Genomic DNA, 13,370 nt, shown 5'->3' with positions numbered 1-13,370 from the left:
GATCGATGAAAAATGATATCAGACTTTGTTATGGTTTTTGAAAGTGCCTTCTTTGATACCGTAAAATCTCCGACGTTACTGACGGGTCTTCCGGTCGTTTATACCTGGCTTGTTTCGGAACAACCACTTCTTCCCCTTGCTGGCGAAGTGAATCCGGAATGCCTCCGAGCCTTTCAGCTCTTTGAGCCTGCCATTGTGCTTCTGTTGTTGGGAAGTTCCTGAAGTCATCGATCACCATTTGCCGGGTAATATTATTTGCGCCTTTGAGTCCTTCCCGTTCAAGGCGTTTATGTATCCGTTCCCAGCGGATACGATCCAGGGTACCAATGGGTGTGTTGCTTGCGGTATCAATTAAGCGATACATGTTGCCAATGGACACAACGGTGACGCGCTCATGGCCCCGCTGGGTCACCAGGTGATTCTTCTCCGTCAGCTGCCAGCTATTGTTTGCCATGGTTTTCCGGTGTTCTTCTGTTAACGGTTTACCGCCTAACAGCGTAATAATGAGTTGAAAATCCTCATCACTCATATCCAGAAGATGGTTGGTGTCAATGGAAGGGTCTTGCAATGTGTTTATTAATTTGAGGCGTTCCTGAATTTTTTGTGACGTTTCCGTGGCTATTACTCTGTGACCTTTTCTGGAAGCCTCCTCCATTTCAGCTATCTGATGGGGATATTGATGCCCGGACTTAAGACGTTCATAACGATAAATGATCGTACGAAAAAGGGCTATGATTCTATCCAGCTCTTTTGTTATTTTAATGATGTTGGCTTTGGTCTGCTCTCTTTCCTGATCACTGAGTTCGGCCATATTAACGATGAGTGCCTGGCTTTCGAGATCCTGCTTTCGCTGTTGAAACAGAAAGTAAAGTGGCAAATCATCACCGGGGCGTACCTGGTTGGGCATGATTGGTTGATCTGACTGGAGCCACTCCCTTACTCTAAGAAAGTTTTCTCTCGACTGGCTTCTATTGAGCGCATCAGTGAGTTGGTTCCAGATATATTGGCATAAACGATGGGTTTCCTGATCAAAAAAGAGTTCTATCTCGTCAATTGCCGATTCGATTTGAGCTTGCAGCTGCTGAAGCCCTGAAAGGGTTGCCGATCCTTCTGTTGCCAGTGCGTTCATTGCTGCAGAGTGCCAATGTTGAATTTGATGCTTTATTTCCGGGCCATAGTGGCGGTGAAAGGTTTCACTTTTCTGCTTTATCTGTTCATTAAGTCTCTGCAGCTCACTTTCGAGCTTCCTGTATTTTTCCCGGCCATCAGCAGCGTGCTGGTCAATTTTTCCTAAAGAGTTGGCCACGATGCTGCTTGCTTTCATTAGCCTTTCTGTCTCTTGATACAGCGCTTCCCGGGAGGGCCGGTTTGAGATATCGATGCCTCCAATGGCTCCTTGTAGTATGGGTTGTGGTATGGATTGTGGTGTGGATGCAGGAGGAACCTCCGGTCTTTGTGTTAACCGGTGAGGCATGGAGTGGGGTAATTGCCTTGGTTGCAATTCGCTTTGTATCGCGCTGATGGCTTCTCGCCATTTGGTTAAAACCCGGTTGTTTGGATCCAGCTGAATAAGCTCTGCCATTAACCGCTGACATCGCTTTTCGGGGTTTCTATCTGAATGGAGTGTTGTTAAAAGGTTGTAGCATTTTTTGGCAAAACATATTCCCCTGAGAAGGTAAGACAGGTTTCTCAGGTCTTCAGCTGCTGGCATTTGTGGGTTGTTTTGCCAGATTGCATCAGCACGTTGTATCAAGTCATTCAACTGGAGTACATCTTCCTGAGAAATACCACCGCTGCGCAGTAATGAGAATTGGTAGATGCTCCGGTAGGTGATGGATAGAGGGTCTTGACCATTCGTATTGTTTGGCAGGTGTTGAAACAGTCTATAGAGGGCATTATTTAAATTGGGTTGGAATTCACGCCAGTCAGGTAATGCAACTATGGTCTGTTGCGGCAGTCTGAGCCTGAGCGTTGGCTGTGAAGCTGGTCCTGGTAATACTTGAGTAATGGTACTGCTGGCGGGAGAATGCCCTGTCTGTCCTGACACCGGGAAAGCCCATAAATTGGTCAGAGTTGGAGAAGGTGAGAAAAAATCCCAGCTGAATAGATTAGACAGGCAATGTTCGCTCTTAATCCGATATTTGGATAATTTATTCTCTGGTAAACCGGTATCTGAAACTGGTTTTTGGCATTTATGCCCATTTGTACTTAAATTTGCACTACTCGATGCTATTGAGGAGTGGGTTAGGGTATGACTTCCTAACCTTGGGGCGTTGTGTGTTTGCTGACAAAGTTCAGCAAGATGCTGGTTTCCTGTCTCCGGAGGTCGCATGGCACTAGGGGCTGCGGGTAAAAACGAAGGAGGGTTTATTTCTGCCATGGTACATCCAATCCATTTAGTCTTAAGTAAAATTCAAGCCTTTTTTTGATGCTCTGGCTTGGAACGTTTTAGTATTAGACGGTTGAGGCTCTGGATTGGTTCCCTTCATTTAAAAGGCCTCCACTGGGGAGGCCTTGAGCAAGGGCTGGCTTAATTAACAGTTAGCCTTATTGGGATCAAAGTATTCGCGCAGCCGTTGCAGCAGCAGGTAGAACACCGGAATCAGCAGAGTACCGAAGAAGGTGGCGGCAATCATGCCGGAAACCACGGTAATACCGATGATCTGACGACTGGCAGCGCCGGCACCGGTAGCCAGTACCAGCGGCATTACGCCCAGGATAAATGACAGCGCAGTCATCAGAACGGCACGGAAACGCAGACCGGCAGCATTGACCGCAGAATCAAAAATGCTGTGGCCGGCACGGCGCTGATCCATGGCAAACTCGACAATAAGTATCGCGGTTTTTGCTGCAATACCGATCAGCAGTACCATCCCGATCTGGGCATAGATGTCGTTAGCCAGGGCCGGGTACCACTCGCGCATGATATTAATACCGGAAATGGCACCGAAGGCGGCAATGGGCACGGCACTGATAATCGCCAGTGGCATGGTCCAGCTTTCATACTGTGCCACCAGGAACAGGTAGGCAAACAGGAAGCACATGGCAAACAGGATCGGAGCCAGATTGCCTGCTTCAATTTCCTGTAGTGACTGGCCGGACCAGGCATAGGTGTATCCTGAGGGCAGATTGTTGCCCAGCCGGTCCATGGCCTCAATGGCATCACCGGAGCTGAAACCGGAGGCGGCCTGGCCACTGATATTAGCGGATTGGTACAGGTTGTAGTGGTTAATACTGCTGGGGCCAAGCGCTGGTGTCAGGGTAGCGACGGTGTTCAGTGGCACCATTTCATTCTGGCTGTTGCGAATATAGAATTTGCTCAAGTCCGCCGGTTCAGCCCGATCCTGACTCTCTGCCTGCAGGTTTACCTGGTAGTTCTGGCCCAGCAGGGTAAAGTCATTGATGTAGAGGGAACCAAGCTGAGTTTGCAGCGTGTTAAAAATATCGGTCAGTGAAATATCCTGAGCCTTGGCCTTGTTCCGGTCCACATTCAGAAAGTACTGGGGCACATTAGCCTGCCAGGTGGAGAAAACCTGGCTTAGCTCCGGCTGCTGGTTCGCCTGATAGATCAATCCGTTTAATACTTGAGCCAGCTCCTGTGGTGAGCGACCCATGGTGTCCTGCAGACGGAAGTCAAAACCACCGGAACTGCCAAGGCCGGGAATAGGCGGGAAGGCAAAGGCCATAATCTGGGCTTCCTGTACACTCCACATTTTGGCCTGGATTCGCTGCAGAATGGCGTCCTGATGGAGCTCTGGTGTCTGGCGTTCTGACCATGGATCAAGAACGACAATGGCCAGTGCCGCATTACTGCTTGCGCCGCTGAAAATACTGAAGCCGGAGACGGTATTCACAATATCGACCCCATCTTCCGAGAGGATCATATCAGTGATTTCATTCATCAGAGCCTCGGTCCTGTTGAGAGATGCGGCATCTGGCAGCTGGATATTGACGGCAAAAAATCCCTGGTCCTCGTTGGGCACAAAACCGCCCGGAGTGGTGGTAAACAGATAGCCGGCACTGGCAAGCATCACCAACAGTAAACCAACGGCGATCACGGAACGGCGCAGCAACGCTTTTACCCAGCCCTCATAACCACCGGTCAGCTTCTGGATAAAGGTGTCTACCGGCTTCAGCCAGTTGATCTGGCCAAGAGAACCCTGCTTGAGCAGAACGACGCAAAGCGCCGGGCTGAGGGTCAGGGCGTTGATGGAGGATATCAACACAGCCACAGAGATAGTCACTGCGAACTGGGTATACAGCCCGCCAGTGATGCCGGGCATAAAGGCAACCGGGATAAATACTGCCAGCAATACCAGGGTGGTGGCAACGATTGGACCTGATACTTCCTGCATCGCCTTGCTGGTGGCTTCTTTGGGGGACAGTCCCTCTTTGGTGATGAGACGTTCCACGTTCTCAATAACCACGATGGCATCGTCTACCACAATACCGATAGCCAGCACCAGGCCGAACAGGCTGATGGTGTTGATGGAGAAGCCCAGGACTTTCATCACCGCAAAGGTACCGATCAGGGAGACCGGGATGGCGATGGAGGGGATCAGTGTTGCCCGCCAGTTCTGCAGGAACAGGAAGACCACCAGGATAACCAGCAATACCGCTTCAAACAGCGTTTGCACGACCTCGTTGATGGATTCATCGATAAATTCGGTGGTGTCGAATTTGATGGTGTATTCCATGTCCTCCGGGAAGTTTTTCTCCAGCTCTTCCATCAGCGCCTTGACATCTTTGGCTACATTCATGGCGTTGGCATCGGGTTGCTGATAAATGACCAGGAAAGTGGTCGCTGCGTTGTCCAGTTTGGCGACACCACCATAACTCTGCGCGCCCAGTTCCACCCGGGCAACATCCCGAATGCGGATAAAGGAACCGTCCGGATTGGCACGGACGATGATATTACCAAAGGCTTCTGCCGAGTCCAGCTGTCCCTGGGTCCGGATAGTGTAGGTGAACTGCTGGTCGACCTGGTTGGGTGCCTGTCCAAGCTGACCGGCAGCGACAATAGCGTTTTGCTCATTGATCGCACTGGAAATGTCTGTGGTGGTCACCCCCAGTGATGCCATACGGGTGGGATTGAGCCAGACCCGCATGCTATAGGTCATTGCACCCATAACTTCGGCTTTGGCAACCCCGTTAATACGGGTCATTGGGTCAGCCAGATAATTGCTGGCGTAATTACTCAGATAGATGCCATCAAACGTCTTGTCCGGTGAGAGCAGGTTAACACCCAATAGCATATTGGACGACTGTTTACGTACATTGATCCCAAGACGACGCACCTGCTCCGGCAGACTGGGTTCAGCGGCGGAAACCCGGTTCTGTACGTTGACCATGGCTATGTCCTGATCAACACCGGACTCAAAGGTAACGGTAATGGAGACACTGCCATTGTTATAGGCGGTGGAGTCCATGTAGATCATGCCTTCCACCCCGTTGACCTGCTCCTCTATGGGGCGCATGACGGAGGTTTCCAGCGTCTCTGAGTCCGCCCCCGGATAGGAAGCACTGATGGTGATCTGAGGTGGCGTTATCTCCGGGAACATGCTGACGGGCAATGTGTTCAGTGCGATAAGGCCCACAAGGGTAATCACAATCGAGATGACGAATGCGAACTTGGGCCGGTTGATAAAAAACTGGCTGATCATCTCAGTGGCCCTGCTCCTGTTTGGCGCTTTCGGCTGGTGTCGAAGCTTTAGTGGTAATCGTGCCGGTGGTGGTGTTCACATCCACCAGTGTGGGGGCGACTTTGCCGCCGGCACGGACCTTCTGCAGTCCCTGGACAATAATGTGTTCACCTTGCTTGAGGCCTGACTTCACCACCCACATGGCATTGATACGACGGCCCAGTTCCACTGGCCGGCTTTCTACCGTGTTATCAGGCGTGACCACCAGGACAAAATGGCCAGACTGGTCTTGCTGGACGGATGCCTGTGGAATCAATGGCAGCAGGGTTTTGTCAGTACTTTCGGCCTGCAGTGTGACGTACAGGCCAGGCAGGATAATACCCTGTGGGTTCGGGAAGGTGGCTCGCAGGGTCAGGGTGCCCATGGTTTCATCCACCTGGGTGTCAGCAAAACTGAACGTGCCGGGCTGGTCGTATTCAGTACCGTTTGGAAGTTTGAGAGACAGCTTGAACATGCCTTTTTCTTCCAGCGGGGATTCTTCAACGCTGGTCTGCTGGGTAGTTCTGGCTCCCGGGTGTTCTGCCAGATGGCTGATCAGCTGTCGTTCATCCACCTGAAAAGTAACATAGATAGGATCCATGCTGGTCAGCGTCGCCAGAGCTTGGCTTGAGGGCCCCACCAGGTTGCCAACACTGTAGGTTGACTTGCCAATTTCACCCTTGAATGGTGCAGAAATCCGGGTGTAGCCAAGATTCAGCTTAGCCGTTTCCAGGTTGGCTTCTGCTGATTCAACAGCAGCGGCTGCCTGGGCTTCTGAGCTGGTTTGATTATCGAAGTCAGCCTGACTGATCGCTCCCTGTTTTACCAGGTCCCGACTACGCTCCAGGTTTTTCCGGGCATTAATAAGAGCAGCTTTGCTACTGGCCAGCTGGGCCTCGGCACCTTTAAGGGTCGCTTCAAATGGCGCTCTGTCAATTTCGTACAACAGCTGCCCTTTTTCAACCATGCCGCCTTCAGTAAAGTTTCTTTTCACCAGAAAGCCCTCTACACGGGCACGGACGTCTACCTCATGAATGGCTTCTGAGCGGCCAACGTATTCATAATAGTCGCCTACTTCCTGATCGATCACGTTAAAAACCGATACTCCGGGGGGGGGCATCTGATGTGTCGGTTTGTCATCTGAACAACCGGCCAGAAGAACAATAGAAGTGGCTAAAGCGCTAATCGGAAGCCATTTTCCGAGTTTACGATCAGTGATATTAGCGATCATTGATAGCTCCGTAAGGGGGCAGATTCATACAGGACCCGCAAAAGCAGTTTGATGTGCCTGACCTCAGTTTAAGCACATCCCTATACTGGTGGCTGCCAATACCGCTATTAAAGACAGCCTCTTTATACCATTCGCTCAAGACCTTTTTGAGCAAGACATTTGGGATAGATACTTTGACCCGGTACTGCTTGCATCCGGTAGAATGCATTCGGCTTATATCTCTGTAAACGTCATACCCTTTATTCAGGGAGAAGGTTTGAGAGGTATAGTGTATTTCCCTGAATGGTTTTGTGGTGACAGCGTACGTCTTTGGCTTTTTATAGGGATATGCTTCGTAGAAAATATCGGACATCATACAGGGTTATGGGTTGCGACGGATAGTATGCGTTTTATCTATCTATAGCCATATGAAAAACCGAAGTTGGCAGATCATTTACTATTTAAAATGGAATAAGTAAGAGCTTTACACTGCTTTTACCGGATCTATTGACCCGATTGAGATGTAAGTCAATAGACTCGATCCAAGATTTAGCCTGCTGGAGGCCGAAGTGATGTCTGGCAGCGGTTAAACGCTGCCGTTGAACACAGTATTTCTGATTGATGAATGATATGATGTCACGCGCCTCGGGCAAGCTCTGGCCTGCTGCAAAGATGAATTGCCAGATTCAGATTAGCTAATTATTGGCAAGCCTCATTAAAATGAATGAACAGAGGCAGTCAGAAACCCGGGCGGGGGGAATGGCCTAACCATCAGTTATCCCATGAGCTGTACCTTTAACCCCGCTTCCCCCAAGGCGGGGTATTTTTTTTTGGAGCATATTCTATGAGTCCCTCTGTAAGTATGGGCAAAACCAGTGCCAGATTGTTGCTGATTGATGATGATATCGAACTCTGTGAATTGCTGGTGGAATACCTGGCAACGGAGGGATTTACCGTTTCTGCGGTTCATGACGGAGTAGCAGGGGTTGATGCGGCTCTGTCCGGGGTGCATGACCTGGTGCTGTTGGATGTAACCCTGCCTAAACTGAACGGTTTTGATGCACTGAAGCAGATTCGTCAGCAATCGGACATTCCCGTTTTGATGCTGACTGCCCGTGGCGACGATGTCGATCGAATTATCGGGTTGGAAATTGGTGCGGATGACTATTTGCCCAAGCCCTATAACCATCGGGAGCTGGTGGCCAGAATCAAGGCTATTCTGCGTCGTGGCCGTACACCATTGATTCCTGAAGGGACCAGCCGGACCCTGCAGATTGATGATATTGCACTGAATCTGGCTAATCGTGAAGCCGCTATTTCCGGTGAGCCACTGGAGTTGACGGCAACTGAGTTTCTGGTGCTGAAAACCCTGATTGAAAAGGCCGGTGAACTGATTTCCCGGGATGACCTGACCCAGATAGCCCTGAATCGTAAGCTGACACTTTATGACCGTGCCATAGATATGCACGTGAGTAATGTTCGCAAGAAGATCGGTACACGGCCAGATGGCAGTCCGAGAATTAAAACCGTTCGCGGGTCCGGTTACTTTTATATCCTTCCGGGCTGATGGGGTTGCCAGTGCGATTTAAAATTCCCCGCCTGGTGGTCTGGCCATGGCACAGCGTCTTCTGGAAGATTTTTCTGTGGTTCTGGCTGACCATGATTGCCATGCTGGTTACGCTGTTTCTGGCCTTTGCCGTTACCGTAGACCCGTCTGACTTTCTGTCAGAGCGGCGGGCGCTGTTTCGTGAGCTGGAAATAGCGGCCCGTAAAATGGAGCTGCTCTCCCGTACTTCTGTGCATTTACCCATTCCGAGGTTTCCGGGCAGTGGTTACTACCTGTTTGATACCGAGGGAAATATTCTGGGCAGCGCATCGATCTCTGAAGAATTGATTTCTGCCTATAACAAAACCCGCAATCGCAGCGATCCGACCATAACCTTTCGAAGAGGCGTGGTAGTGGTCGGCCCACAGCGAATTACCCTGAACGATGCGCCCTATGAACTGTACCTCACCAAAGAGATGCCGGTACTGGTGCATTGGCGGGTTAAACAGATTATTGCACGGCAGTGGCACCTTATTATTCTGGCCCTGGGTGTCAGCTTCTTTCTCTGTGTTGTTCTGGCCCGCTATCTGGTTGGCCCGATACGAAACTTGCAGCGAGCATCCAGAAAACTGGCACGGGGAGACTTGAGTGCCCGCGTGGATGGCAAGGTGGCCAGGCGTCGGGATGAACTGGGTGAGCTGGCCAGGGATTTTGACCATATGGCCGAGCAGGTAGGGTCTTTGGTGTTCAGTAAGGAACGATTGCTGCGGGATGTATCCCACGAATTAAGATCGCCACTGACCCGACTGCAGATCTCTCTGGCACTGGCCAGACGGAAAACGCCTGATGCTGAGGCAGAGCATGCCCGAATAGAGAGAGAGATAGAACGTCTGGATCAATTGATCGGGCAAATCATCCACTTTTCCCGTATTCAGCATAATATTGCCAACATGGGCTGCGAGAAAATATCGCTGGAAGGTGTGCTGAAAAAACTGGTGGATGACGGCAACTTTGAAGCACAGGCCAAAGATAAGGCGGTGGTGTTCAAGGAAACTGCTAACATTGAGCTGGTGGCCGTTCCCGAGTTCCTCTCCAGTGCGGTGGAAAACATCATCAGAAACGCGATCCGTTTTACCCCGGAAGGTTCAGAAGTTGAGGTAAGATTGTTTCGTGAAAATGATGCCGCGTTTATTCGTATCCGGGATTACGGTCCAGGTGTGCCCGAAGAAGCGTTGGAAGATCTGTTTGAACCCTTCTTTCGGGTGGATGAAACCCGGGGTAAGGAAAATGATGGAACCGGCCTTGGAATGGCCATTGCCAGCACTGCGGTTGCCCAGCATAGCGGTTCCATTGTTGCCCGCAATGCCCATCCGGGCCTTGAGGTTACTATTCGTCTTCCGTTAAGGAATGGGCTGAGTGTCTGAGTTTGGCAACCTTCACTGGGATCTGTCGTTTGCTGAGGCCAAAGCCATGCAAACGACACTGGCCAGTCGGGTGGTTCGAAGGGATGATCTGCCGGAAATCCGGCGAGTTGCCGGTATTGATGTCGGCTTTGAGGATAAGGGCAGGGTGACCCGTGCTGCTGCTGTGCTGGCTTTTCCCGGTCTTGAACTGCTGGATTACACCATTGCCAAAATACCCACGCAAATGCCATATATCCCCGGATTGCTCTCGTTTCGGGAGTGTCCGGCGATTCTGGCAGCCCTCAGCCAGTTGCGGGTAGAGCCTGATCTGCTGCTGTGCGATGGCCAGGGAATTGCCCATCCAAGGCGGTTTGGCGTTGCCTGTCATCTTGGGGTTATCACGGGTCTGCCAGCTATTGGCGTTGCCAAGAGCAGACTTTGTGGCAAGAGCGATACTCTATCAGAAGAGAAAGGTGCCAGGGCTGAACTCCGGGATCATCATGAAGTGATTGGCTGTGTGGTACGCACCCGGACCGCAACCCGCCCCCTGTACATCAGTATTGGTCATAGAATATCGTTGAACACGGCCGTGTATTATGTCGAAGCATGTCTTACACACTACCGGCTGCCAGAAACCACTCGATGGGCAGATGCACTGGCTTCAAACCGGGGTCAGGCTGTTGCCAGGGCCAATCGAATTCTGGCTCGTTGACTTTTTCTGCGATTAAATGATGGTAAATGAATTTTTTCTCTCACCACCGATTCGCAGTCTGGATATACTGCCAGTCATGGTAGTGCTCCTTTGGACACTTCCCGGATTTTTATCCGGGGATGGCAGGATTATTGTGATGGCTATTTCAGCAAAGTAATGTGGGGTAGCTATTTAGCAGTTTCCCTGGTAGTTCATGGTAGATAACATAATTGTTCTGCAGCTGCCTGCTCTTTTCAGGATCAATGCCGGATTCTCCATCATCAAGCTGACTGAATGCCTTGACAATTAGGGTATACGCCTTGATCAGCAGATACAGATTGTCTGTCTTAACTTTCTGAGTCTCTTCGTTTTCCCGGCAAACAATTCTCTGATTTCCGGGCGTTTCTTCTGCGCAATCCCCGGAACGGTTGTTTATTGCTCGTGAGTATTTTTGCAGGTGAGTCTTCATCCTCGACTTTAGAGTTTTAAGAGCACAATAGTTCCGGCGCATAATCTGCTAAAAGCAACCATCCCCAATGACGAAATTCGAGATGGTTGCCATGCTCACTTCAGATCATCAAGTAATCCTCAGGGAGCTCGCTTCATATACAACCTTTCTTGCTGGAGCGCTATCATCAACTGCAGTACCAACGTTCTGCGAACTGCTGTTCGGTTGCATGCTTTCAGCCGACGGCTTTGTTACACAGGCGTTGTTAACAATTGATTTTCATTGTGTGTGGAGCAGCTACCACCACTGGCTATCTCAGGGCAAGTGGCAATGGAAGAACTTGGCACGCCACTTGATCCGTCTGGTCTGCTCCAAAGCTCCTGAGAATCAACCTGTGGTCCTGGGGCTTGATGACTGGGTAATCGAACGGTTTTCCGACAAAGCCCCTGCTTGTCGTACACATCATCAACACAGCAAGAAACGCAATCGGCCGACGTACATCTGGGGGCAGTGTTGGGTTTCCCTGGCCATCATATTTGAGCGGGCTGCAGATGAAGTATTTACCGCCATACCGGTGATCTCATTTCCGACACCAGCTTCAGGTAACACCAGCAAACTGAAAATTGCCGTGGCCATGCTCAGGGTGGTACGCAATGAAGTGAAGGATCGAGTGCTACGCCTGCTAACCGATTGCTGGTATATGAACTGGACACTGATAAAGCCAGCTCTGGAAATGAACATAGAAGTTGTTGGTCAGATACCTTCAAATCGGGCCCTCTATGCTTTGCCGCCAGCACCCACCGTAAAGAAGCGAGGGCGCCCAAAAAAGTACGGCATCAAGATGACGACAGAACAGGTTAAGAAACTCGACTTTAGAGTCTGTATAAAACGATAATTCGGTCAGCTTTTTATAGTGAAGCAAGCCGAAATCAGTGAACTGTTTTTCCAAGTTCGTTATTACTTCCGTTTTTTGCCTAAAAGCCTTTAGTTATGCTGCTTCTGAATTATCCGGTATTAACTGGTCGATCAGATCGCGAAAATTGAACTCATATTTTTGCTTATATCTGTTCCAGCCCTTGCGAATAGAGAACCTCGGAATAATTCCTGAAAGAGCAATTTTCATCATGCCTGCAGTGGTTGTATCCGGGCTTCTCCAGGGTATCCGAGAAATATTCAGACATGCCTGATTTTTACAAACGGTTAATAACTGCAATAATGCATAGCCTGCCATTTTCAAATGCATCCATCGAAGCAGTGTTCGCAATTTCTGCTGCCATAAATGGCAACAGCCAAAAGCATGTTTGAGTTGGTGAAACATTGGCTCTACCGGCCATCTCCGGGAATAGGCACGAAGCACCTCCAGTCCCTCAAGTTCCGGATTGGTCGAGATGAATATTCTGCTTTCGGTCAGACCTTTGTCATTTTCAAAGCGACTCCAGACGACGCGTACTTCACGACCTTTAAGGAATCTGGCGCGACAGATCAGGGTACGATAACGTATTTTGCGAAATTTGCCGTACATCCATACTGTTGCTTTTTCTTCCGGCAGTTTCTTAACCTGTTCTGTCGTCATCTTGATGCCGTACTTTTTTGGGCGCCCTCGCTTCTTTACGGTGGGTGCTGGCGGCAAAGCATAGAGGGCCCGATTTGAAGGTATCTGACCAACAACTTCTATGTTCATTTCCAGAGCTGGCTTTATCAGTGTCCAGTTCATATACCAGCAATCGGTTAGCAGGCGTAGCACTCGATCCTTCACTTCATTGCGTACCACCCTGAGCATGGCCACGGCAATTTTCAGTTTGCTGGTGTTACCTGAAGCTGGTGTCGGAAATGAGATCACCGGTATGGCGGTAAATACTTCATCTGCAGCCCGCTCAAATATGATGGCCAGGGAAACCCAACACTGCCCCCAGATGTACGTCGGCCGATTGCGTTTCTTGCTGTGTTGATGATGTGTACGACAAGCAGGGGCTTTGTCGGAAAACCGTTCGATTACCCAGTCATCAAGCCCCAGGACCACAGGTTGATTCTCAGGAGCTTTGGAGCAGACCAGACGGATCAAGTGGCGTGCCAAGTTCTTCCATTGCCACTTGCCCTGAGATAGCCAGTGGTGGTAGCTGCTCCACACACAATGAAAATCAATTGTTAACAACGCCTGTGTAACAAAGCCGTCGGCTGAAAGCATGCAACCGAACAGCAGTTCGCAGAACGTTGGTACTGCAGTTGATGATAGCGCTCCAGCAAGAAAGGTTGTATATGAAGCGAGCTCCCTGAGGATTACTTGATGATCTGAAGTGAGCATGGCAACCATCTCGAATTTCGTCATTGGGGATGGTTGCTTTTAGCAGATTATGCGCCGGAACTATTGTGCTCTTAAAACTCTAAAGTCGA

At 50.1% G+C, this 13,370-nt stretch carries 8 protein-coding genes; 4 read left to right on the top strand and 4 right to left on the bottom strand.

Annotated features, from left to right (window positions below; translation table 11 throughout):
* Window positions 1-28 precede the first annotated feature (28 nt).
* From MJO57_RS23450 to MJO57_RS23440, 3 genes are all read right to left on the bottom strand, one after another.
* The gene (locus MJO57_RS23450) at window positions 29-2,380 is read right to left on the bottom strand and encodes a hypothetical protein (RefSeq protein ID WP_252019157.1); all 2,352 of its coding nucleotides are present in this window, start codon (window positions 2,378-2,380) and stop codon (window positions 29-31) included.
* A gap of 154 nt (window positions 2,381-2,534) precedes the next feature.
* A complete protein-coding gene (locus MJO57_RS23445; protein WP_252019156.1) occupies window positions 2,535-5,663 on the bottom strand; it encodes an efflux RND transporter permease subunit in 3,129 nt (1,042 codons plus the stop codon).
* A 1-nt stretch (window position 5,664) separates the two neighbouring features.
* Window positions 5,665-6,912, bottom strand: a complete 1,248-nt coding sequence (locus tag MJO57_RS23440) for an efflux RND transporter periplasmic adaptor subunit (RefSeq protein ID WP_252019155.1) — start codon at window positions 6,910-6,912, stop codon at window positions 5,665-5,667.
* Window positions 6,913-7,735: 823 nt separating this feature from the next.
* Here MJO57_RS23440 and MJO57_RS23435 point away from each other — a divergent pair.
* From MJO57_RS23435 to MJO57_RS23420, 4 genes are all read left to right on the top strand, one after another.
* Entirely contained in the window at window positions 7,736-8,458 is a 723-nt protein-coding gene (locus MJO57_RS23435; RefSeq protein ID WP_371924673.1) for a response regulator, read from the top strand.
* Complete coding sequence (locus tag MJO57_RS23430) at window positions 8,458-9,861, top strand: ATP-binding protein (RefSeq protein WP_252019154.1); 1,404 nt, start codon at window positions 8,458-8,460, stop codon at window positions 9,859-9,861. Before MJO57_RS23435 ends, MJO57_RS23430 begins: the two co-directional genes overlap by 1 nt.
* Window positions 9,854-10,552 (top strand): deoxyribonuclease V, encoded by a 699-nt coding sequence (gene nfi, locus MJO57_RS23425; RefSeq protein ID WP_256492056.1) that lies wholly within the window; start codon window positions 9,854-9,856, stop codon window positions 10,550-10,552. Before MJO57_RS23430 ends, nfi begins: the two co-directional genes overlap by 8 nt.
* A gap of 515 nt (window positions 10,553-11,067) precedes the next feature.
* Window positions 11,068-11,874: a transposase gene (locus MJO57_RS23420; RefSeq protein WP_252019153.1), complete on the top strand. Its 807-nt coding sequence runs from the start codon at window positions 11,068-11,070 to the stop codon at window positions 11,872-11,874.
* A gap of 93 nt (window positions 11,875-11,967) precedes the next feature.
* Here the strand turns inward: MJO57_RS23420 and MJO57_RS23415 are convergent, their stop codons facing one another.
* On the bottom strand, window positions 11,968-13,305 hold the full coding sequence (locus MJO57_RS23415) for a transposase (protein WP_252017304.1): 1,338 nt from the start codon (window positions 13,303-13,305) through the stop codon (window positions 11,968-11,970).
* Between the last annotated feature and the right edge of the window lie 65 nt (window positions 13,306-13,370).

Origin of the sequence: Endozoicomonas sp. SCSIO W0465 (genome assembly GCF_023716865.1) — a bacterium.
In the GTDB taxonomy this organism is placed as follows: Bacteria; Pseudomonadota; Gammaproteobacteria; order Pseudomonadales; family Endozoicomonadaceae; genus Endozoicomonas.
The sequence above is the reverse complement of the archived record's forward strand: the minus strand, read 5'-3'. Positions and strand labels throughout refer to the sequence as shown.